The organism is Ruegeria sp. BG10 (genome assembly GCF_056538575.1).
In genome coordinates this window covers 866,354-889,260 of sequence record NZ_JBQFTI010000001.1, presented here as the reverse complement: position 1 = coordinate 889,260, position 22,907 = coordinate 866,354, and the positions used below count along the sequence as shown (strand labels likewise).

Genomic DNA, 22,907 nt, shown 5'->3' with positions numbered 1-22,907 from the left:
CCAAGGGGAGATTTCCAAGATGTCTGACGGCCCAACCTACGGTTTTGATACGCTGCAAATTCACGCGGGCGCGCGGCCCGACCCGGCCACCGGTGCACGTCAGACCCCGATCTACCAGACGACCGCCTATGTGTTCCGCGATGCCGATCACGCGGCGGCGCTGTTCAATCTGCAAGAGGTCGGCTTTATCTATTCCCGCCTGACCAACCCGACCGTGGCCGTGCTGCAGGAACGTGTCGCCACGCTGGAAGGCGGTGTGGGCGCGGTGTGCTGTTCTTCCGGCCATGCGGCCCAGATCATGGCGCTGTTCCCGCTGATGGGTCCGGGTTGCAACGTCGTTTCGTCTACCCGCCTCTATGGCGGCACCGTCACGCAGTTCAGCCAGACCATCAAGCGGTTCGGCTGGTCGGCCAAGTTTGTGGATACCGACGATCTGGATGCGGTGAAGGCCGCCATCGACGAAAACACCCGCGCGGTATTCTGTGAATCGATCGCCAACCCCGGCGGCTACGTCACTGACATCCGCGCCCTGGCCGATATTGCCGATGAAGCCGGCATTCCCCTGATCGTCGACAACACCTCGGCCACGCCCTACCTGTGCCGCCCGATCGAACATGGCGCGACGCTGGTGGTGCATTCGACCACCAAGTACCTGACCGGCAACGGTACGGTTACCGGCGGCTGCATCGTGGATTCGGGCAAGTTCGACTGGTCGGCGAATGACAAGTTCCCCTCGCTCAGCGAACCGGAACCGGCCTATCACGGTCTGAAGTTCCACGAAACCTTCGGCCCGCTGGCCTTCACCTTTCACGGCATCGCCATCGGCCTGCGCGATTTGGGCATGACAATGAACCCGCAGGCCGCGCATTACACGCTGCTGGGCATTGAAACCCTGTCCCTGCGAATGGAGCGTCACGTCGAGAACGCGCAAAAGATCGCTGCCTGGCTTGAGGCGGACGACCGCGTGGATCACGTCACCTATGCCGGCCTGCCCTCGTCGCCCTATCACGACCGGGTCAAGGCGCAGTACCCCAAAGGTGCCGGGGCGTTGTTCACCTTTGCGGTCAAAGGGGGCTATGACGCCTGCATCAAGCTGGTCAATGCGCTGGAGATTTTCAGCCACGTGGCCAACCTGGGCGACGCACGGTCGCTGATCATCCATTCGGCCTCGACCACGCACCGGCAACTGACACCCGAACAACAGGAGGCCGCAGGAGCCAGCCCCAATGTCGTGCGTGTGTCCATCGGCATCGAAGACGCCAACGATCTGATCGCCGATCTGGATCAGGCGCTTGCCAAGGCCAGCGCCTGACAGATGAGCGGCCACGAGACAAACGAACTGGGGCAGCCGATCGGACTGCCGGTGAAGGGCGATTATCCCCGCCCGGCACCGCCCTATACGCCGATGGAGGGTCAGTATTGCACCGTCGCGCCGCTGGATGTGAACCGACATGCGCCCGGATTGTTCCGGGCCTTCGCCAACGACACGGACGGCCGCAACTGGACTTACCTGCCCTACGGGCCGTTCGACGCCGAACAGGACTTTGTCGAATGGACGCGGGCGACCTGCATGGATGCCGATCCGATGTTTCACACGGTTCTTGACCGCAACGAAACGCCGGTTGGCATGGCCTCTTTTCTGCGTATCGAACCTGCGGCCGGGGCGATCGAAGTGGGTCACATCCACTTTTCACCCCTGCTGCAGCGCAGCCCGCAATCAACCGAGACGATGTTCCTGATGATGCGTCGCGTTTTTGACGAGCTGGGATATCGCCGATACGAATGGAAATGCGACGCGCTGAATGCGTCATCGCGGCGCGCCGCCGAGCGTTTGGGTTTCACCTTCGAGGGGATCTTCAGGCAGGCGACCCACTACAAGGGCCGGAACCGGGACACCGCCTGGTATTCGATCCTTGACAGCGAGTGGCCACGCATCCGCGCGGCGTTCGAAACATGGCTGTCACCGGACAATTTCGATCAGACGGGCCAGCAGCGACAATCGCTGAAGGCCCGCAATCCCGGCACCGGGTCAGTCGTCAATCCCGAATTCCATCGTCACGTTGACCGAGACTGAGATTTCGCCACCGGCAACCGGCACACTGCCCGCGTCCGCCAGGTTCATCTCACGCATCTGCGCCATGGGGCGGATTCCACCTGCCTGCTCGCGGATGATCTGAACCGGGCCCAGCGTAACCTCTGCGGCCTCGGCAAGCTGTCTGGCCTTGGCTGTGGCTTCTTCCACCGCCTTGGCCCGGGCCTGTGCCTGCAGCGGCGCCGGATCCTGCACTCCAAAGGCCAGACCACCAAAATCGTTGGCCCCATCCTGAATGACGGCATCCATGATGGTACCCAACAGCGTCAGATCGCGCACCCGTACCAAAACCCGGTTCGAGGCCACGAAACCGGAAATCTCGGGCCTGTCGCCACTGGCGCTGTTGCGACCTGACCAAACCGGCGACAGCGACAGATCCCGCGTCTGAACATCACGCGCCTCGATCCCCATTTCGTCGAGCCGTTTCAGAATTTGCGCAACTGCGTCAGACGTCGCCTGCATTGCATCCGACGCCTGCGCATCCTCGTTGGTTACGCCCAAGGTGATGGTTGCCATATCGGGCAGTGCCTGTACGACACCAGCCGCATCCACCATGATGCGACGTTCTTCCGCATGGGCAAGGCCCGCGGCCGTCATGGCCAGCATTGCAGCCAGAAAAGCGATTTTCTTCAAGGTCTTCCCTCCAGATCCTGTATGACCAACATGGTGTGACCGGCACCCGCGGGACAAGGGGAACCTCCGGCTTTTTCTTTCCCTCGGCGGGATCCTGCTTTAGTGTCTGGCTGCGGACGAGATGTCGTTTGCATTGATGCTGACAATTGTGGTTCTTCCGGATTATGAAACCTGCCTTTGCGCTGTCTTTTTCTGCCACCGGGATTTCTTTGCACCATCAATCGGATGATGACTGGTTCTGTGTTGGCAAAGTTGCGCTGGATGCAGATGATCTGAACGCGCAAATTCAGGCCCTGCGAGACAAGGGTTTTGCACTTGAGAACGATCTTAGCTGCAAGGTCGTGATTCCCCTGGATCAGGTCCGGTTTCTGTCCGCAGACGCCAATGGTCTGAGCGCCGAGGAAAGCGCGCGAAAACTTCAGACCGAACTGGCCGGCGCGACGCCTTACACGGTTGAAGAACTGTCCTTCGCCTCAACGACCGCCGGAAACACAACCTATGTTGCGGCAGTTGCCCGGCAGACGCTGGACGAAGCGTGCGCATTCGCAACCGAACACGGGTTTATTCCGGTCTCCTTCAGCGCAAAGCCCGACAGTCAGGAGTTTCCGGCTGAGCCGTTTTTTGATGGGGCGGACGGGAACATCGTAACCGTTGCACCGACCGTCGAACCGACAGAGGACAAGGCGCCTGAGCCCGCTCCCAAACCTGTGCAGCCCGAACCGACAGTGCATTCCATAGCCGACACGTCGCCCCCGGACGTCTTTCGCTCGGCTCCGCTGCCAGACCTGAAAAATGCACCGGAACCCACCTCGGGGATAGGCGCAAGGAAGTATGCACTACCGGCGGCGGCGGCTGCGCTTGTCGGATTGGCCGTGTTGGGCACATGGGCCTTGACCGGCCCGGAGTCCGATGACGTTGCCGAAACCAGCACACCGCAGGTTGAGGAAACGCCCGCCCTGCCCGAACCGCAAACCGTTGAAGCCCCGCAGGTTGCCCTGACCGATCCCGAAGAACCCGCGCTGCAAACGGATGAATTGGACCCGGAGGCGGAATCCGATCTGGCCGAGACACTCCTGCCGGACGAGACCAACGAACCCTCGCCAGAGCTGTCGGCCACGGATACGGCAATTCTAGAGGCGCTGAAAATCGCGCCGACCCCTGTCGAAGAAATTGCTCGGGACCCCGACCCTCAACCGCCCCAGCCGCAGCCGGGTATCCGGATCACATCGCCCGAACCGCTGGCTGCCCCGGTGGCGGATGAGCCCGAAGAGTTGTTTCTGACCTCGATCGACAAATCCAGCCTGTCGCATGATGCTGTTGCCCTGCCCCCGGTGCAGAGCTTTGCCACCGACGACCCGTTCGAACAGATCGTGTTGCCACGTGTGGCCGGAACCGGGTTCGAGCTGGATGATCGCGGGCTGGTCACGCCGTCCGCAGAAGGCACCTTGAACCCGGATGGTATCTTCGTGTTTCTGGGGCAACCTCCCAAAGTGCCGCCGGCAACCCCCGTTCGGTTCGAGCAGGAACCGATTGAAGAGGAACCCGTTGACCGGCTGGCACAGTTGCGGCCAAAACCGCGACCCGGTGATCTTCAGGAACGGTTCGAACGACAGCAACTGGGTGGGCGGACACGCGCGGAACTGGCAATCCTGCGGCCCAAGCTGCGACCGGCTTCTCTGCAAGAGCAGCCCCAGATTGATGAAACACCAACAGCTTTGGCTGTTGTGCGGGTTCCGCGCCCGAAACTGCGCCCAGCCGGGTTGGCACCGGTGGCCGGAACCCAAACTGCAAATCTGGGCTCGACCGCTGCCGTCACTCAAACCGATGTCGAGGCCGGTTCATTCCAGCCGAAAACGGTGGCGCCCAAAATACCCTCGTCGACCTCTGTGGCGCGGCAGGCCACAATCGACAACGCGCTTAACCTGCGTAAGCTGAACCTGATCGGAGTTTACGGGACGCCGGCCAACCGGCGCGCATTGGTGCGTCTGCCCAGCGGTCGCTACAAAAAGCTGAAGGTCGGGGACAGGCTGGATGGCGGCCAGGTCATCGCAATCAGCGACAACGAATTGCGGTATCAAAAGCGCGGGCGGAACCTGACGCTGAAGATGCCACGGAGTTGATTAAACTGACTTGGGGTGGCCAGAGCACTGACCGCCCCACTTCACATCAAGAAACGATATCAAGCCGTTGATATCTCACCGCTTTCAATCTGCTCGCGCTCGATGGATTCGAACAGCGCCTGAAAGTTGCCTTCGCCGAACCCGTCGTCGCCCTTGCGTTGAATGAACTCGAAAAAGATCGGCCCAATCACGGTTTTGGAGAAGATTTGCAGCAGGATTCTGGTTTCGCCGCCGTCCAGCACACCTTCGCCGTCGATCAGGATGCCGTGTTTCATCATCTTGTCCAGCGGCTCTTCGTGGTCAACAACCCGGTCCGTGGACATATTGTAATAGGCCTCGTTCGGGCCGGGCATGAACTTCAGACCCTTTTCAGCAATCGCGTCGGTCGAGGAATAGATATCCTCGCTGCCCACTGCGATATGCTGAATCCCTTCGCCCCTGTACTTTTTCAGGTAGGACACGATCTGCCCGGTTTCACCGCGATCTTCGTTGATCGGAATGCGGATGCGGCCGCAGGGCGATGTCAGGGCGCGGCTGAAAAGACCGGTGAACTTGCCCTGAATGTCGAAAAAGCGGATTTCGCGGAAGTTGAACAGGTCGCCGTAGAACTTGAACCACTTGTCCATGTTGCCCTTGTAGACGTTGTGCGTCAGGTGATCGAGATAATAGAACCCGTCACCGCGCGGCTTGGACTGCTTGGTCCAGGTGAATTCCTGGTTGTAGGGCGAAGTGTCGTAATACTGGTCGATGAAATAAATCAGCGACCCGCCAATCCCCTTGATCGCAGGGACGTCCATGGTCTTGTCGTCCGCGTCATAGGGTTCGGCACCCTTGGACACCGCATGCTCATAGGCTTTTTGCGCATCTACCACGCGCCAGCCCATAGCCGGCGCGCAGGGGCCGTGTTCTTCGACGAACTTGGCGGCAAAGCTTTCAGGATCAGCGTTGAGAATGTAGGTGACATCACCCTGCTGCCAAAGCTCGACTTCGGGTTTGTCTTTGTGATGCCCGACCAGTTCAAAGCCCATCTTGGCGAACAGATCCCGCAGCTCCTGCGGCTCGGGATGGGCGAACTCTACGAACTCAAAACCATCAGTTCCGGCCGGGTTTTCGTTGCTGATGACAGATTTCGGTGCGTTGTGAGGGAAAGGACCCATGGCGCGTCTCCTTAAAAACAGGAATTTCTTTGCTGATTCCAAAATACGCCTTATCAAGCGCTGTTTCTGCGCATAGTTTTCGTGTAAACTATCGCCAAACGCGCAAAGTCCGCACCGTTTGGACAATCCATGGAGAATTTCCGCATATGCTGGATTCCACCGACACCCGTCTGCTGTCCGCCCTGCAGCAGAACGCCCATCTGACCGCGCATCAGCTGGGCGAGATGCTGAACCTGTCGCCCAGTCAGGCCGGTCGGCGGCGTCAGAGGCTGGAGGCCGAAGGTTACATCACCAGCTACGCCGCGCGGCTGGACCCTCTGAAACTTGGCTTGCAGGTGCAGGGTTTTATTCAGGTGCATTTGGGCACCCACGGCCCGGAGCAGTCCGCAAGCTTTGCCCGTATGGTTGACACACGCCCTGAGATCACCAGCGCGTGGACGATGACCGGAGAGGCAGATTACCTGCTGCATGTCTATTGCGACGATCTATCCGCGCTCAACCGCTTGCTTCATCAGGTGATACTGCCGCATCCTGCCGTGGCACGGGTCCAAAGCCAGATTGTGATGGACCAGCTCAAGCGCGACGCGCCTTTGCCCACCTAACCCGACCGAAAGGACGAAAATGGACGATTTCCTTTACCAGGCTTCGATCTATCTGGCGGCTGCCGTGATCGCCGTGCCCTTGTCGGCGCGTCTGGGGTTGGGGTCCGTGTTGGGGTATCTGGCCGCGGGCATCGTTATCGGCCCGGTCTTCGGCCTGGTTGGGGCCGAAACCGAAAGCCTGCAACACGTCGCCGAATTCGGTGTCGTGATGATGCTGTTCCTGATCGGGCTGGAGCTGGAGCCGCGCGCCCTGTGGGATATGCGGGACAGGCTGTTGGGGCTGGGCGGCTTACAGGTCGCGCTGTCTACAGCCGTGATCGCCGGTGTCGCCATGTATGCAAATCACCCTTGGTCGGTTGCGCTGGCCGTCGGGCTGACGCTGTCGCTGTCCTCGACCGCGATTGTCCTGCAAACCTTGTCGGAAAAGGGGCTGATGCAGACAAATGGCGGTCGTGCGACGTTTTCGGTGCTGCTGACGCAGGATATTGCCGTCATCCCCATTCTGGCGCTACTGCCATTGTTGGCGCTGCCCGCCCTGCCGCATATTGAAAGCGACGGCTCGATCGACCGCGGGGCGGTGGACCTGCACGATGCAGGCCATCACAGCCTGTCGCTGGTCGAAGGCTTACCGGGCTGGGCGGTCACGCTGGTCACCATTGGCGCAATCGCGTTTGTCATCCTGGCCGGGGTTTACCTGACGCGCCCCCTGTTCCGGTTCATCCATGCCACACGCCTGCGCGAGATGTATACAGCATTGGCCCTGATGATTGTCGTCGGAATCTCCTTTCTGATGACACTGGTGGGCCTGTCCCCCGCACTGGGAGCTTTTCTGGCGGGCGTTGTTCTGGCCAGTTCGGAATTCCGCCACGAGATGGAAAGCGACCTTGAGCCGTTCAAGGGTCTGTTTCTGGGCCTGTTCTTCATCACTGTCGGCGCCGGCATTGATATCGCGTATTTCTTTGATGATCCGTTCGATCTGATCGGTCTGGCGCTGCTGGTCATTCTTGCAAAAGGGATCATCCTGTTCCTTGTCGGGCGCGCCTTTAAGCTTAAAGGCCGCGATCACTGGCTGTTTACGCTCGGGCTGGCACAGGCGGGGGAATTCGGATTTGTACTGCTGGCCTTTTCGACCCAGCAGAATGTCATCCCGCAGGATCTTTCGCAAAAGCTGCTGATGATCATCGCGCTGACCATGCTCATCACACCGCTTTTGTTCATCATCTTCGATCTTCTTTCTCGCCGGATCGGCGACGGCGCGCCGCCGCCTGAACCCGATGAGATTGACGAAAAGGGCCCGGTGATCATCGCTGGAATTGGTCGCTTTGGTCAGATCGTGAACCGGCTGGTGCGCGCCAGCGGGTTCAAAACCGTGGTGCTGGATCATGACATCGAGACGGTCCAGTTGATGCGGCGTTTCGGTGTCAAAGGATTTCTGGGCGATCCGACACGTCCGGAGCTGCTGCGTGCTGCGGGGTTGGAAAAAGCTTCGGTCCTTGTTGCCGCGATGGACGATGCGAAACACGTGACGCGTCTGGTCAGTTTCGCGCGGCGTCAACGCCCGGACCTTCACATCATTGCCCGCGCCCACGACCGGACCCATGTGTACGAGCTGTATCAGGCCGGTGCGAATGATATCGTGCGCGAAATGTTCGACAGTTCGCTGCGTGCCGGGCGGTATGTGCTGGAAAACATCGGACTCAGCGAATACGAAGCCGCGCAGGCCGAACAGACCTTTTACCACCATGACCGGACCTCGGTTCGCGAGCTGGCCGAATTGTGGATTCCCGGTATGCCGACGGCGGAAAACAAGAAATACATCGAGCGCGCGCAGCAGCTTGAAAAGGACCTGGAAACCGAGCTTCTGGAACTGGCCGAAAAGCACGCTCAGAAATCGGCCTGACCCGCCATCGCGGATCAGGCAGCTTGGCCTAACCGTCCGAAACGCCGGCTTCCGCAAAAGTTGCCATGCCTGAGTGGCAGGCAAGCGCGCTTTTGAGAATATTAATCGCCAGCGCGCCGCCGGACCCCTCGCCCAGCCGCAGGCCAAGGTTCAGCAGCGGCTCTTTGCCCAGTCTGGCCAAAACTGCGCCATGCGCGCCTTCTGCGCTTTGGTGTCCGGCGACGGTGTGGTCCAGCGCGCCTTCCGACGCATCCGCCAGGCAGGCGGCCGCGGCCGAGCAGATAAATCCATCCAGAATGACGGGGATACGCAGGGCGCGGGCCGCCGCGATGGCACCGGTCATGGCCGCGATTTCGCGGCCACCGAGACGGCGCAGGATTTCTATCCCATCGCCCGAGCCGGAATGCAGGGCCACACCCTCGGCCACAACCCGCGTTTTGTTCGCCAACCCGGCATCATCGACACCGGTGCCGCGCCCGGTCCAGTCCGCCGCCTCGCCGCCAAACAAGGCGCAGGCAATCGCTGCGGCGGGCGTGGTGTTGCCGATGCCCATCTCACCAACCACCAACAGATCCGCCCTGGGGTCCACAGCCGTCCAACCCACGCGCAGGGCTTGCAAAAGTTCATCTTCAGACATGGCCGGGCCGGCTGTGAAATCCGCCGTGGGTCGATCCAAATCCAGCGCATGGACATTCATTGTCGCCCCCGCGGCCTTGGCCAGTTGATTGATGGCCGCGCCGCCACATTCAAAGTTCATCACCATCTGAACGGTCACTTCCGGCGGAAAAGCCGACACACCCTGCACCGCCACACCGTGGTTTCCGGCGAAGACGATAACCTGTGGGGCGGAAATATTCGGGCGGGCATCCCCTCGCCAGCCCGCGTACCAGATCGCCAGATCCTCAAGTCGTCCAAGGGCACCGGGCGGTTTGGTCAGTTGCCCGTTTCGTTCCGCCGCGCCGTGCCGCGCGGCGTCATCCGGACCCGGAGCCTGATTCAAAGTTTCGCGGAATGTTTTCAGGTCATTAAGTTCGGGCAGCATTCAAAGCCTCGTTGCATCAGAGTGGTCCTGTGTGTTTAACCGAAGCGTCCGAACCAACAAGACCCCGAAAGGCGCGGGAGTGCACAAAAACGACACCAAACTCTTTTCCGCATGGGATATTCCGCTGGCGCTGGTTCTGCTGACGCGCTTGCCGGTGCCCCGCTTGCCCGAGGATGTGTTTTCACGGCAAGCCAGTTCCGCCTGGGCGTTTCCGGTTGTCGGGCTGGTGGTCGGGGGCTTGGCCTGCGCGGCCGGTTGGGCCGCGATGGCGCTTCACCTGCCTGCGACCGCCGGCGCCGTGATCCTGATCTCGTTGCTGGTTGCATCCACTGGTGCCATGCACGAAGACGGCCTTGCCGATACAGCCGACGGATTTTGGGGCGGTTTCACAGCCGAACGGCGGCTGGAGATTATGAAGGACAGCCATATCGGTGCTTACGGTGTGCTGGCTCTGATCTTCACGCAGTTGCTGCGGGTTGCGCTTGTGGCGGCCCTGCTTTCGGTTGGGGAATACGGTGTGATACTCGCCGCCTGCGTCCTGTCGCGCGCGTTCATGCCTGTCTTGATGGCGACCGTGCCAAATGCGCGCGCCAGCGGCCTGAGCCATTCGGTCGGCGGACCGAAGGCCGGAACCGTTGCTGTTGGGTTCTTGTTGGCTACCGGCTGCTCAGCAGTCTTGATGGGGACCGGTTTCGCCCTGCCCTTTATCGTGGCTGCGCTGGTCGTGGCGGCGTTGGCGCAGCTTGCAAAGGCCAAAATCAACGGCCAAACCGGTGACGTTCTGGGAGCGACTCAACAACTCGCAGAACTGGCATTTCTGACCGCCGCGGTCGCCGCCCTTTAGGTCGTACCGCCGGTTTCAATCCTCAGCGTTTCCCCGCAATGCTTGCAGTGAACCGCGTCCGTGTCGTGGCGATAGAGGCCGCAATTGGGGCATTTGTGCCGCACTTTCTGTGGCATGAAAATTGCCTGAGCCAGCCGCACGAACAGCGCCACCCCGACAACCATGATGAAGACGGAAAACAGCTTGCCGCCCGGGGTCGCCAGAGTGATATCTCCAAAACCGGTCGTGGTCAGCGTGGCCATGGTGAAATAGAGCGCGTCGATATAGGCGTTCTGGCTGTCATCCGGAATGAAGAACACCAAAACGGCCGTCGAAGTCGCGAATACAAAAACCAAAAGGTTGATTGCGGCGATCACCGCATCCTCACGCGTTCGGAAAAACTGGCTGTCCCGGCGCAAATCCTTGAGCAAATGGTAGGAATGGATCAGGCGCAACGCCCTTAGGATTCGCACGAAAGCCAGATTGCCGGGCAATAGCGGTTCCAGCAACAACGACGTAATCACCACAATATCCGCCAGCGTGTAGACCTTGCGCAGCAGCTTCCAGCGGTCCTTTGCGATCCACATCCGCGCCAAGAAATCCAGCAGGATCAGAAATCCGACTATCAGGCTGGCCGTTGTGATACCCGGACCATGTGGCACGTTCGCGGTAGCGACGAAAAACACGATCGAAACAGCATCAAACAGGATGAGGCCGTATCGGAACCAGACCGAGATCGGGTCATGTGCAATATACAGGAACTTAATCGTTTGTTTTAGGTTGGCCATCCATCCGCCTCTGCCTGCTGAAAAATTAGCGGCAATTGCGTATTTCACCAAGCGGCCAGACACGAAAAAGGCCGCTCCGGTCGGAGCGGCCCGAAATTCACATATCCCGACGATCAGGCGGCGGCGCGCGAGGTCAGAACCTCATCAACCTGCTTGGCTGCCGATACCTCGCCAGCGCCGGAGACGGCAGCCACTTCGCGGGTCAGACGCTCCAGCGCGGCCTCATAGAGTTGACGCTCGGAATAGCTCTGTTCACGCTGGTCATCGGTGCGGTGCAGGTCGCGAACTACTTCGGCGATCGAAATCAGGTCGCCCGAATTGATCTTTTGTTCATATTCCTGCGCCCGGCGCGACCACATGGCGCGTTTCACCTTGGCCTTGCCCTTCAGGGTTTTCATCGCCTGGCTGATGACATCCGGCGAGCTGAGTGACCGCAGACCGGATTCGGTGATCTTGTTGGTCGGCACACGCAGGGTCATCTTGTCTTTTTCAAAGGAGATGACGAACAGCTCAAGTGAATATCCCGCGACTTCCTGCTCTTCGATCGAGATGATCTGACCCACGCCATGCGCGGGATAGACAACATAGTCATTCGGGCGGAACTCAAGCTTTTTCGACTTAGACATACAGGTTCATCCTTGGTTACAGAGCGAGACACAGACGGCAAAACACCCTAGCCGGAGCCATTCCCGGCCCCGTCAGGCGTCTGGTTTGTCAAAAAATCAGAACTCCAAAGCAAACATACTTACGGAGCGCATCCCCATCTCATTCATCATTCAGCTTTTAATTATATCACAAAATTACGACGCCTGAAAGTCAGGTCCCGCGATGGGTCGGGAAACCTGATACTTTTCAGAGCGATACAGCCTGTTTTTGCACCTAAACCGCCAAGTTCAGAGCGCGAATCGATCAACCGCCCTCACCGGGCGCTTCCGAGAAATATTTCTCCATCTTGCCCTCTTCGCCGTCGCGTTCCTCGGCATCGGGCAGCGGGTCCTTCTTGGTCACGATGACCGGCCACTGTTCCGAGTATTTCCGGTTGAACTCGACCCATTGGTCCATTCCCGGCTCGGTGTCGGGGCGGATGGCGTCGGCGGGGCACTCAGGCTCGCAGACACCGCAATCAATGCATTCATCCGGGTGAATGACCAGCGTATTCTCACCTTCATAGAAACAATCCACCGGGCAAACCTCGACACAGTCGGTGTATTTGCAGGCGATGCAGTTTTCGGTGACGACATAGGTCATGGTGAAATTCCCGTTTGCGGTTTGGGCGACTAGCTAATCCAGTATTGCACCGTCTTCAAGGGATGATCAGCCCTTGCGGGTGCGAGAAAGATCAAGCGCGCGCCGATCTTTCTTGGTTGGACGACCTTTTCCTTCAAAACCCGGATTGCGGGGTTCTGCGTCCTGTTTTTCGGTCAGGTCCGAGTACAATGTTTGCGCCTCGGGGGCGGGTCCGCGGCGGTCGCCCAGTTTTTCGATACGCACGACGCGGACGGTACGGCCTTGCGGAAAGGTCAGAACGTCACCGGGTCCTACGGCTTGCGCCGGTTTCAGGACCCGGTTTCCGTTCACGCGCACGTGACCGCCGCTGACCTGTTTGGCGGACAGGCTGCGGGTTTTGAAGAACCGCGCCTGCCACAGCCATTTGTCGATCCGCAGCTTGGCCTCGGCCATCGGTGCTTAGTTGCCGTCTTTCAAACCCATCAGCGCTGCTGCGAACGGGTTATCCGGATCGATCGCTTTTTCTTTCTTCGGCGGCCGGGACGAGAAGGATTTGGCGCCTTGCGGCTTGCCCCCTTTCTTACCCTGCGGTTTGCCGCGTCCGTCCTGAGGCTTGCCACGCGGCTTGCCTTTGCCTGGCCCTTGCCGCTGTTCGCGACGCGGACCACGGTTGGCCTGACGCTGACGGCCCCAGGTGAAGGTATAGAACACCTCAACCTCCGGCTCGTCCGAAGCAGGGGCCTCGGCTGCCGCCTCGGTGCTTTCGGTGGCCTCGGCGGTCGCCTCGGCGGGCGCAGCGACCTCTGCCGGAGCGGCGTCTGCTGCCGGGGTTTCTTCGGCGGCGGTTTGCTCAGCCACTTCAGCCGCAGGCTTTTCGGGCTCTGCTTGCACCGGTTTCACCTTTTCGCGCTCGCCGCGCTCGGCCTTGTAGCCCAGCCCCTGCATCAGATCAGCGAACTGTTCCAGCGTCATCCCGGTGATTGAGAGCATGTCAGGCTTGGCTTCGAACCCGCCCCGGCTGTCTTCGGCGCGCAGCATGTCGGCCAGACGTTCCAGCATGTCGATGCGGATCGAACGTTCGCCCGCGTCGCGGTAGCCGCACATCGTATCGTAACCCTGTGGTGCGTCCTTCGCGACCGGCACTGTCACCAGACCCGGCGGCGGTGCCTCGGGGAATTCCTGAAGATCATTGGCCAGCGCCCACAGAACCAGTCGCAGGCGCGTCGGAGCCGGTTTCAGAAGCAGCGGCATAAAGATGGTGAACTGACCGAACCGGATGCCATGTTTGCGCAAGGCACCACGCGCGTCCTGATCCAGATCCTTGACCTCCTGTGCGACACCAGCGCGCGGCAGCACGCCCAGCGCCTCGACCATGCGGAAGGCAAAGCCCTTGGCCAGACCCGACAGTTCCTCGTCCCGCGACAGGTTCAGCAGCGGCTCGAACAGCGCGGCCACCTTGCGGTCGATGAAATGCTGCAGGCGGCGCTGAACCTTCTGTTCGACATCCGGACCCGCGGCCTCATCTACAAACACCTCGACCACTGGCTTGAGCGGTTCGGCCCCGGCAACCAGTTTGCCAACGGCGTATTCACCCCACATCAGGCCACCCTGATCGGTAAAATCAATCTCGGTATCGGGCGCATTGTAGAAGCGATCGGCACGCAGATGGAATTGCGGCGCGAGTGCTTGCAGAGACGCCGACTTGAGCGCTTTCGCCTCGGTTCCCTGCGCGCTTTTGTCCGGCGAAAACCGGAACCCTTCCAGACGACCGACGAATTCGCCTTCGACGGTCACTTCACCCTTATCATTTACTTCGGCCAAAAGGGCCTCCTTCTGTTTGAGCCGGCGCAGCAATACGGATGTGCGCCGGTCCACAAATCTCTGAGTCAAACGTTCGTGAAGAGCGTCCGACACTCTGTCTTCTACAGCGCGCGTTTCGGCACGCCAATGGGATTCGTCACGCACCCAGCCGTTTCGTTGCGCAACGTATGTCCAGGTGCGAATATATGCCAACCTTTTGGACAGTGCATCAATATCCCCGTCCGTCCGGTCGATCCGGCGGATTTGCCGCGCCATGAAATCATCCGGGACCCCGCCGCGTTCGTGCAGGTGGCCAAAGATCACTTCCAGCAGGCTGGCGTGTTCAGCGTGGCTGATGCCGCGAAAATCCGGGATTCGGCACACGTCCCACAGCAAGCGAATGGACGGGCCGTCGCTGGCGCGGGCAGCAACCTCGGCCACTTGCGACAGCGATTTCAACACGTTCAGGTCATCGGCAGGCCGCGCCTTGATCAGATGTTCATCGTTCGGGCTGACCTCCAACGAAGCGATCAGCGCGTCGACTGAGCCGAACCGCAGGGCGGCATTTCGCCAGTTCAGCTTTTTCATCGGCGTGAAACGGCTGTCCATGATCGCCTGCGCCACACCTTCGTCCAGTGGCGGAGCCTCACCAGTGACGCCGAAAGTCCCATCAGACATACCGCGTCCGGCCCGCCCGGCGATCTGGGCCAGTTCGTTGGGCGCCAAAGGCCGCATCCGCCGCCCATCGAACTTGGTCAGGGAGGAAAACGCCACGTGGTTGACGTCCAGGTTCAGACCCATGCCGATGGCATCCGTCGCCACCAAATAGTCGACCTCGCCATTCTGATAGAGTTCCACCTGCGCATTCCGCGTGCGGGGGCTGAGCGCCCCCATGACCACGGCCGCGCCGCCCTTTTGGCGGCGTAACAGTTCGGCAATGGCATACACATTCTCGACAGAGAACCCGACGATTGCGCTGCGCGCAGGCATACGGCTGATTTTCTTTGAGCCGGAATAGACCAGTTGCGACATGCGTTCGCGGCGCACGAACTGCGCCTCGGGCACCAGCGCGGCAATCGGGCCGCGCATCGTGTCGGACCCCAGGAACAGAGTCTCGTGCGTACCGCGCGCGCGCAGCAGACGGTCGGTGAACACATGGCCACGTTCGGGATCGGCACAAAGCTGGATTTCGTCGATGGCCACGAAATCGGCGCCCATACCCTCGGGCATCGCCTCGACCGTGCAGACCCAGTATTGCGCGCGTGGCGGCACGATCCGTTCTTCGCCCGTGACCAGCGCCACAACGGACGGGCCGCGAATGGCAACGATCTTGTCAAAAACCTCACGCGCAAGCAGCCGCAGCGGCAGACCGATCACACCTGTCCGGTGCCCCAGCATCCGCTCGATCGCGTAATGGGTTTTACCTGTGTTTGTCGGGCCCAGAACGGCCACGATTCGGGATGACCCGCTCACCTTTGCCCCCTGCCCCGGCTTCTAGAGGGCCGAACCCTCGACCTGGGGCTTCAGTCGATTCACCGCTTTGGTTACTTCTTCGTGATGGGGATGTATAGCCAGCGCGCGTTCATAGGCCGCAAAGGCTTTGTCCGGCTGGCCGACAATCTCGAAAATCAGGCCAAGGCCATAGATGGCCTCGTAATTGTTGGGGTTCAGGGTCAGCGCGTGTTCCAGATCGGCAGCTGCCATTCCAAACCGCTCGATCCCGAAAAAGGCCGACGCGCGCAGGTGCCACCCCTCGGCAAAGCCCGGCGCATGATCCGTTAGTGCCGTCAGGTGTTCGATGGCGGTCTCGGTATCGCCATCGTCCAGCGCTTCGCGCCCCCGCTCAAGCAACAGATCCGCCGAAGCCGATCCTGACAGCGACCACAGCGCCTTGAGCTGACGATCGATTCCGATCGCCTGTTGCGGCGTGGATTGCGCCAATTGCTGCAAAAGCTGATCTTCGTCCCGAGAATCTGCCTGTTGTGCAAGACAACTGGTGGAAAACGTGACTAGGAACGCCGTTGCCGTAACGATACCTTTGAGATTGTTGCTTGCAATGCCCATAACAACGTTCAGTGTAGCGTTGCGCCGTGGGATGTCCATTCCCGGCGCATAATTCAAAGTGAGGAGAACCATGAGCGACACTCTGGAAAAAGCCGCAGCGGCGCTGAACGAAAAACTTTCGGGCGGCGACTTCAGCGCGTCGGCCAAATTTGCCATTGCCGATCTGGGCTCGATCGTTCTGGACGCGGACGGTGCGCGTGTCAGCGACGACGAAGCGGACGTCACCATGAGCGCGGATGCCGACACGTTCGAGCAGATCCTCAGCGGTGAGCTGAACCCCACAGGTGCCTTCATGTCCGGTAAGCTGACCGTGGACGGCGATATGGGCGTGGCCATGCAACTGGCATCGGCGCTGGCCTGATGGAACTGTCGCCGGCCCCCTTGTTCGAAGACGTGGCCGGCGCCCCCGCCGGTGGTCAGGCCCATTGGCTGACGACCACGGACGATATCCGCATTCGGGTGGCCCACTGGCACCCGGGTGGCGACACGAACGGCACGGTGATGCTGTTTCCCGGCCGCACCGAGTATATCGAAAAATACGGTGACGCTGCGAAGGAATTTGTCGACCGCGGATTTGCCTTCCTGTCAGTTGACTGGCGCGGACAGGGCTTGGCGGATCGCCCGTTGGACGACCCGCGCGTGGGCCATGTCGATCAGTTTACCGACTATCAGAATGATGTTCAGGCGACGCTGGATCTGGCGACCGCGCTGAACCTGCCGAAACCCTGGTATGTGATCGGCCATTCGATGGGCGGTGCAATTGGCCTGCGGGCCGTGCTGGAAAGAGGCTGCTTTGCCGCCTGCGCCTTTACCGGGCCGATGTGGGGCATCTTCTTCACGCCGCTCATGAAACCGCTCAGCCGGCTCACCGCCTATTGGGGGCCACGGATCGGGCTGGGGGAACGAACCCCACCGACCACGTCGCTGGAAAGTTACGTGCTGTCGCAACCGTTCGAGGGCAACGTGCTGACCCGCGACCCGGCGATGTACAAAATGATGCAGGACCAGCTTGTAGCCCATCCCGAACTGGCACTTGGCGCGCCGTCGACGATCTGGCTGCGCGAAGCACTGGACGAATGCGCGTGGCTGATGGACCAAACCGCGCCCGCGACGCCCTGCCTGACATTTCTGGGCAGTCATGAACAAATCGTGGACCGCAAGGCGATCCGGGCGCGAATGGCAAACTGGCCCGGCGGAACCCTGGTGGAAATTCCGGAAGGCGAGCACGAGGTGATGATGGAACCCGCTAATGTGCGCGGACCCGTTTTTGATCAACTGGCGGCACATTTTCTGGCGTCCCAGACGAACTCGGCCCCGGAACCTGCCCTGTCTAACTGATCGCGCTTGTGATCCCGACCGCCCGCGCCTAGATGTTTGCCAAAGAAGTTTTTCCGAGGTGATCCATGCGCGACCTTCCCTTTCCCGTCCGTGACGCTAACGCAGTCGGAGGGGCCGATAACCTCGGCAATCTGCCGGAATGGGACCTGAGTGATCTGTACTCTGGCGAAGACGCCCCGGAATTGTCGCGCGATCTGGACTGGCTGGAGGGCGAATGCGCCGCCTTCGCCGCCGACTACGAAGGCCAACTGGATGATTTGGACGCCGCAGGTCTGCTGACCTGTGTGCAGCGCAACGAGAAGATCAACTCGGTCGCCGGTCGCATCATGTCTTTCGCCGGGCTGCGCTATTACCAGCTGACCACCGATGCCGAACGCGCCAAGTTCCTGTCTGACATGCAGGAAAAGATCACCGTCTTTACCACACCGCTGGTCTTCTTCACGCTGGAAATCAATCGCATCGACGATGACGTGCTCACGGCGCATTTCAACGCGGATGCCGATCTCGCCCGGTATGAGCCGGTGTTCCGCCGCATCCGCGCGATGAAGCCCTACCAACTGTCTGACGAGCTTGAGAAATTCCTGCACGACCTGGGCGTTGTTGGTGACGCGTGGGAACGTCTGTTTGACGAAACCATCGCCGGGCTGACCTTTACCGTTGATGGCGAAGAACTGAACATCGAAGGGACACTGAACCTGCTGACGGAACAGGACCGTTCGAAACGCGAGGCCGCCGCGCGTGAACTGGCCCGCGTTTTTCAGGACAACGTCAAAACTTTTGCCCGTGTCCACAACACGCAGGCCAAGGAAAAAGAAATCGTCGACCGCTGGCGCAAGATGCCCACGGCGCAGACCGGCCGCCACCTGTCGAATGACGTGGAACCCGAGGTGGTCGAGGCCTTGCGCGAGGCGGTGGTCGCTGCCTACCCCAAGCTCAGCCATCGCTATTACGAGTTGAAACGCAAATGGCTGGGTCTGGACGTCATGCAGGTCTGGGACCGCAACGCGCCCCTGCCGATGGAAGACACGCGCATTGTCGGCTGGGACGAGGCCGAAAAAACGGTGATGGACGCCTATAACGCCTTCGATCCCCGCATGGGTGAAATCGCGGCGCCTTTCTTCTCGAAAGGCTGGATCGACGCGGCGGTAAAACCGGGCAAAGCCCCCGGCGCCTTTGCCCACCCCACCGTTACCGAAGTGCACCCCTATGTGATGCTCAACTATCTGGGCAAGCCGCGCGACGTGATGACACTGGCGCATGAACTTGGGCACGGCGTGCATCAGGTTCTGGCTGCCGATCAGGGCGAGATGCTGTCCTCAACTCCGCTGACACTGGCCGAAACCGCGTCGGTTTTTGGCGAGATGCTGACTTTCCGCAAAATGCTGGATCAGGCCGAAACCCCGGAACAGCGCAAGGTACTGCTGGCCGGTAAGGTCGAAGACATGATCAACACGGTGGTCCGTCAGATCGCCTTCTACGACTTCGAATGCAAACTGCACGCCGCCCGCCGCGAGGGCGAGTTGACCCCTGACGACATCAACGCTCTGTGGATGAGCGTTCAGGCCGAAAGCCTTGGGCCCGCATTCGAATTCATGGATGGGTATGAGACCTTCTGGGCCTATATCCCGCACTTCGTCCACTCGCCCTTCTACGTCTATGCCTATGCGTTTGGCGACGGCCTCGTGAATGCGCTGTATTCCGTTTACGCAAGCGGCTCGGACGGGTTCGAGGACAAGTATTTCGAGATGCTGCGCGCCGGAGGATCGAAACACCACAAGGAACTGCTCGCCCCGTTCGGACTGGACGCAAGCGATCCGAAATTCTGGGACAAGGGCCTGTCGATGATCTCGGGCTTTATTGATGAGTTGGAGGCGATGGAGGGGTGAGGCGGTCTCGCTAATGATTGCTTTGTCCGCCATGCGGACAAAGTGACCTTTCGCTGCACCTGCTCCAATGGCAGCTAACTGCACGTCGTATTGTTCAGTACAATCAAAGAGCACACAAAGCCGAACCTTCAGTTCGCACGGCCTTAACCCTCGGTCGATAGTCTTTGTCGATATTGGCTTGGTGTCAGACCTGTGTATTTCCTGAATGCACGCGTGAAATGTTGTGGGTGCTCGTAACCCGCAGCAAACGCGACATCGATTATCTTGGCAACAGGATCATCAAGCAGCAAACAGGCGTTCTGGAACCGTGCTTCCTGAACAACAGAGGAGTAGGTTTTGCCATGTCGGGCCAGCGTTCGTTGAAGAGTTCTGCGCGACATCCCTGTGATTTCGGCCATGAGATTCAGGGGTGGGTAAGCATCCTGAAGATAAGGAGCGACAACTCGCCGGAGGCTTCCGACGAAGTCGACCCTTTCTGGAAACAAAGTTACCTCAGTAGACCCATCCTCGGTAGGCGAGATACAAGGAATTGCCAAGCTAGACACTGGAACTGTGACAGAGGTGTGCTGTTGACCACACTTAACTCTGGTGTTCGGGTACGCTGCTTCAGTCGAGATATGGCCTTCGGATTGCGACATGATTGTAATTTCATCGGGACACCATTCTGCGCCACAGACACTGCGCAGGATTTCGATAATTGAATGCACCGCGACCCATTCCGGTCCGGCCAACGCGCAATGGTCGCGAAAATCGACTAAATCGAAATAAATTCGATAGGCAGACCCCTCTGACTGAACGCCCACGGAAATGGCCGTATTTTCAATAGGTGCTACACTTGCAAACGCCTGAACAAGCGCCAGACCCGAGGGCGCGTTAATCAAAGCCGATTGCATTTTTTGGGAAAGACCGGACATCCTTGCTGACAGTGACGCGTGGTGACCAAACTCAACAATATCCAGATCTCGACTGCACTGGCCGACAAACTCGAACACCTGCGGCAGGCTGAGATACGCATCCGGATTGTCTTCGATAAGTGTAGGGAGTTTTGCGCGTTCCAACTCTCGATCAACCGGAGCGCCGATTTCACGCAAAGAAGACGTATAGGTGAGAAGGTGCGCGGCGCGAACCAAAGGTAATGGTCTCATCCAGAACTTCCTCCTCCCCGGCTGGTTTCCGGCATTTGGCTGTTCTACGCCCTTGAAGACTATGCACAAAACACGTCAGCCCGCAATCACCGCAAACGGCGGCGCGTAATGGTCAGACACCGGCAGCTGCGCCACCTACTATTTAAGCCGAGAATGCGAGCCATCGGGGAGCTGTGTATGCCGCGCCGAAATGCAGAAAGAGGGATCGACATCGTCGCTCTTATGGATGTGGTGGATGCTCAGTCACGAGACGGCAGGGCAACGGTCCAACGCGTGTCAGATGAATTGGGAATAAGTCGCCGCTCGTTACAGAGATACCTAAACGCGTCAGGATTCACATTTTCGGGAATACGCGACCAGGCTGTAAATCATGCTGCATTGACCATGCTTGCCCATTCCAAGATTTCTATCGCGTCAATTTCCAAACGGTTGGGCTACAAAAACCCCGGCAGCTTCACGCGGGCATTTGTACGTTGGAACGGGGTAACCCCGGTTATCTATCGATGCCGGGCTAACAAGGGGAAATCTTAGATGCGGTGTGGCGCGAAATGGTCAGAATTCTGAAATGGAATGTGGTCTCATCCCGACACAATCGAGAACGTTTTGAGGTTGAAGTTGATCGTTTGATTTGGCCGCCCGCGCATAATGCCACTCTGCCCCACTGTCCGGCGATGAAGTAGGAAAGGCAGTAAATACCGCCACTTCTTAACTACTTGTAAAACTGTGAGAATTGGAGTTATTCAAGTGTCAAATTGACATATTGCTAAATTGAAAAATGCCAGGGTTTGCGCCCGCGCCGTCCAAAAACAGTTGAATTCGAAGTCAAAAATAACCCGGAGGAAATTATGAACAAAATTATGAAGACTATAGCTTCGGCCGCCGCCATCGGGCTCGCCGTTGCACTCCCATTGAAAGCGGAACAACTGAGTGATGCGGAACTGGAAAATCTGGTGAAACGCTCCACACAGTATGTTGCGCTGTTCAATACGCTCAACAACTTCGTGCTTGATCCCAAAAACCCGCTGGCCTCGGGCGGGTGGAACAAGACGGCATATCCGAAGGGATTGGCCAATGCGTCTGTGCGCGCCCTTCCGCGCCCAAATAATGATACGCTCTATGTACTTTCGATGCTGGACATGCGCGACGACGCGGTGGTGATCGAGTATCCGGCCTTCGATTCCAAATTCGTCTCGCTGGAGGTTTCGGCGACAGATCATTACGTCAACATTCCCCTTGCCACGGCCAAAGGTGACTTCAAGAAACCGACTAGGATTCTCTACTATTCTGAACGTACCGACGGATATTCCGGGGAAAAGGTCGATGGCGTCGACCAGATATTCGAGATGTCCGGCGACTTTGGCATAGCCTTTCTTCGCGTCATGCCGCAGGCAAACGACCCGGCTAAATTCAAAGCAAACATGGCAGCGATCAAGGAAGTCAAACTGCAAACCTTGTCGGAGTTCCAGGGCAAACCTGCCAAACCCGTAACCCCCCTGAACACGCCGAAATACTCAACAGACGCGAATGTCTATGCTGAGAATTTCCTGGAAGTGATGCAGTGGGTGTTCAACTACACCACGTTCGACCCTGACAAGTATGAAATGGACAAAGAAGCGCTAGCCGCGCTCAAGCAGGTTGGGGTTGAGCCGGGCAAGGACTTTGATCCGAACGCGCCAAAAACAGTGGATTACAAACGTCTGGCAGCAACCGCGGCCAAAATGTATGCCGCAGAGAATTCCATCTGGAATTCGCCGAAAGAGGTCGCGCCTTACCTCTACAAAGTGTTCCAGCCGAAAGGGAAGATTGATATCGATACAATGTTCCTGCAATCCGTTGTCGGGCCACTAGGCCAGCCAGCCAGCGAGGCGATGTATCCAGGCATCACCACGACGGACGGCAAGCCGATGAATGCCGAGAATGACTATGTCATCAAGATGACCAAGGACGAGATGCCCCCGGCAATCGCATTTTGGTCAGCCACGCTTTACGACACCAAGCATGGCTATTTCATCCCCAACAAAGAAGACAAATACAGCGTAGGTCAAAACGCCGGTATGAAGCTGAACGCGGACGGTGGGATTGAGATCCACATCGCGGCCGAGCAACCTGACGGAGTTCCAAAAGAGAATTGGCTTCCGATCACCCGTGAGAATCTGGGGATCGACATCATCATGCGGATCTATCAGCCCGATCTGGAAAAGATGAAGACCTGGAAAGCACCGAAGGCTGAAATCGTAAAGTAAATGAGCCTGATGTTTGAAGAACGCCCCGGCGCAAAATCTGTGGCACC

At 59.0% G+C, this 22,907-nt stretch carries 21 protein-coding genes; 11 read left to right on the top strand and 10 right to left on the bottom strand.

Features of this window, described 5'->3' with window-relative positions:
• Positions 1–19: 19 nt before the first annotated feature.
• Positions 20–1,312: an O-acetylhomoserine aminocarboxypropyltransferase/cysteine synthase family protein gene (locus tag ACR0D8_RS04360; RefSeq protein ID WP_475159847.1), complete on the top strand. Its 1,293-nt coding sequence runs from the start codon at positions 20–22 to the stop codon at positions 1,310–1,312.
• A 3-nt stretch (positions 1,313–1,315) separates the two neighbouring features.
• Complete coding sequence (locus tag ACR0D8_RS04355) at positions 1,316–2,074, top strand: GNAT family N-acetyltransferase (protein WP_480644838.1); 759 nt, start codon at positions 1,316–1,318, stop codon at positions 2,072–2,074.
• Here ACR0D8_RS04355 and ACR0D8_RS04350 read toward each other — a convergent pair.
• Positions 2,030–2,725, bottom strand: a complete 696-nt coding sequence (locus tag ACR0D8_RS04350) for an SIMPL domain-containing protein (protein WP_480644836.1) — start codon at positions 2,723–2,725, stop codon at positions 2,030–2,032. The genes ACR0D8_RS04355 and ACR0D8_RS04350 overlap by 45 nt on opposite strands.
• A gap of 164 nt (positions 2,726–2,889) precedes the next feature.
• Here ACR0D8_RS04350 and ACR0D8_RS04345 point away from each other — a divergent pair, with 164 nt between their 5' ends.
• On the top strand, positions 2,890–4,845 hold the full coding sequence (locus ACR0D8_RS04345) for a hypothetical protein (protein WP_480644834.1): 1,956 nt from the start codon (positions 2,890–2,892) through the stop codon (positions 4,843–4,845).
• A gap of 59 nt (positions 4,846–4,904) precedes the next feature.
• Here ACR0D8_RS04345 and hppD read toward each other — a convergent pair whose 3' ends face one another.
• Complete coding sequence (hppD, locus tag ACR0D8_RS04340) at positions 4,905–6,002, bottom strand: 4-hydroxyphenylpyruvate dioxygenase (protein WP_480644832.1); 1,098 nt, start codon at positions 6,000–6,002, stop codon at positions 4,905–4,907.
• A 146-nt stretch (positions 6,003–6,148) separates the two neighbouring features.
• Between hppD and ACR0D8_RS04335 the strand changes: the two genes are divergently transcribed.
• Both ACR0D8_RS04335 and ACR0D8_RS04330 read left to right on the top strand, forming a co-directional pair.
• Positions 6,149–6,604: an Lrp/AsnC family transcriptional regulator gene (locus ACR0D8_RS04335; RefSeq protein WP_475159836.1), complete on the top strand. Its 456-nt coding sequence runs from the start codon at positions 6,149–6,151 to the stop codon at positions 6,602–6,604.
• 19 nt (positions 6,605–6,623) lie between these two features.
• Complete coding sequence (locus ACR0D8_RS04330) at positions 6,624–8,504, top strand: monovalent cation:proton antiporter-2 (CPA2) family protein (protein WP_475159834.1); 1,881 nt, start codon at positions 6,624–6,626, stop codon at positions 8,502–8,504.
• 28 nt (positions 8,505–8,532) lie between these two features.
• Here ACR0D8_RS04330 and cobT read toward each other — a convergent pair whose 3' ends face one another.
• On the bottom strand, positions 8,533–9,546 hold the full coding sequence (cobT, locus tag ACR0D8_RS04325; protein WP_480644829.1) for a nicotinate-nucleotide--dimethylbenzimidazole phosphoribosyltransferase: 1,014 nt from the start codon (positions 9,544–9,546) through the stop codon (positions 8,533–8,535).
• Between the two features lie 79 nt (positions 9,547–9,625).
• Between cobT and cobS the strand changes: the two genes are divergently transcribed.
• Entirely contained in the window at positions 9,626–10,390 is a 765-nt protein-coding gene (gene cobS / locus ACR0D8_RS04320) for an adenosylcobinamide-GDP ribazoletransferase (protein WP_480644827.1), read from the top strand.
• On the opposite strand, the gene ACR0D8_RS04315 is transcribed toward cobS, so the two are convergent.
• From ACR0D8_RS04315 to ACR0D8_RS04290, 6 genes are all read right to left on the bottom strand, one after another.
• Positions 10,387–11,157 carry an ion channel gene (locus ACR0D8_RS04315; RefSeq protein WP_480644824.1) on the bottom strand — a complete coding sequence of 257 codons (771 nt, stop codon included), beginning with the start codon at positions 11,155–11,157 and terminating at the stop codon, positions 10,387–10,389. The genes cobS and ACR0D8_RS04315 overlap by 4 nt on opposite strands.
• 113 nt (positions 11,158–11,270) lie before the next feature.
• Complete coding sequence (locus tag ACR0D8_RS04310) at positions 11,271–11,783, bottom strand: CarD family transcriptional regulator (RefSeq protein ID WP_475159826.1); 513 nt, start codon at positions 11,781–11,783, stop codon at positions 11,271–11,273.
• A gap of 283 nt (positions 11,784–12,066) precedes the next feature.
• Entirely contained in the window at positions 12,067–12,405 is a 339-nt protein-coding gene (gene fdxA / locus ACR0D8_RS04305) for a ferredoxin FdxA (RefSeq protein ID WP_170742515.1), read from the bottom strand.
• 66 nt (positions 12,406–12,471) lie between these two features.
• Positions 12,472–12,837: an RNA-binding S4 domain-containing protein gene (locus tag ACR0D8_RS04300; RefSeq protein ID WP_480644822.1), complete on the bottom strand. Its 366-nt coding sequence runs from the start codon at positions 12,835–12,837 to the stop codon at positions 12,472–12,474.
• 6 nt (positions 12,838–12,843) lie between these two features.
• The gene (locus tag ACR0D8_RS04295; protein ID WP_480644820.1) at positions 12,844–15,657 is read right to left on the bottom strand and encodes a helicase-related protein; all 2,814 of its coding nucleotides are present in this window, start codon (positions 15,655–15,657) and stop codon (positions 12,844–12,846) included.
• A gap of 21 nt (positions 15,658–15,678) precedes the next feature.
• Positions 15,679–16,287 (bottom strand): tetratricopeptide repeat protein, encoded by a 609-nt coding sequence (locus tag ACR0D8_RS04290; protein WP_475159817.1) that lies wholly within the window; start codon positions 16,285–16,287, stop codon positions 15,679–15,681.
• A 31-nt stretch (positions 16,288–16,318) separates the two neighbouring features.
• Between ACR0D8_RS04290 and ACR0D8_RS04285 the strand changes: the two genes are divergently transcribed.
• From ACR0D8_RS04285 to ACR0D8_RS04275, 3 genes are all read left to right on the top strand, one after another.
• Positions 16,319–16,609: an SCP2 sterol-binding domain-containing protein gene (locus ACR0D8_RS04285; RefSeq protein WP_170764439.1), complete on the top strand. Its 291-nt coding sequence runs from the start codon at positions 16,319–16,321 to the stop codon at positions 16,607–16,609.
• Entirely contained in the window at positions 16,609–17,586 is a 978-nt protein-coding gene (locus tag ACR0D8_RS04280) for an alpha/beta fold hydrolase (protein ID WP_480644819.1), read from the top strand. Before ACR0D8_RS04285 ends, ACR0D8_RS04280 begins: the two co-directional genes overlap by 1 nt.
• A 65-nt stretch (positions 17,587–17,651) precedes the next feature.
• Positions 17,652–19,472 (top strand): M3 family oligoendopeptidase, encoded by a 1,821-nt coding sequence (locus ACR0D8_RS04275; protein ID WP_480644817.1) that lies wholly within the window; start codon positions 17,652–17,654, stop codon positions 19,470–19,472.
• Between the two features lie 143 nt (positions 19,473–19,615).
• On the opposite strand, the gene ACR0D8_RS04270 is transcribed toward ACR0D8_RS04275, so the two are convergent.
• Entirely contained in the window at positions 19,616–20,617 is a 1,002-nt protein-coding gene (locus ACR0D8_RS04270; protein ID WP_480644816.1) for a helix-turn-helix domain-containing protein, read from the bottom strand.
• 108 nt (positions 20,618–20,725) lie between these two features.
• On the opposite strand from ACR0D8_RS04270, the gene ACR0D8_RS04265 reads away from it, so the two are divergent.
• Positions 20,726–21,148 carry a helix-turn-helix domain-containing protein gene (locus ACR0D8_RS04265; protein WP_480644814.1) on the top strand — a complete coding sequence of 141 codons (423 nt, stop codon included), beginning with the start codon at positions 20,726–20,728 and terminating at the stop codon, positions 21,146–21,148.
• A 254-nt stretch (positions 21,149–21,402) separates the two neighbouring features.
• Positions 21,403–22,860: a DUF1214 domain-containing protein gene (locus ACR0D8_RS04260; protein ID WP_480644813.1), complete on the top strand. Its 1,458-nt coding sequence runs from the start codon at positions 21,403–21,405 to the stop codon at positions 22,858–22,860.
• Positions 22,861–22,907 lie beyond the last annotated feature (47 nt).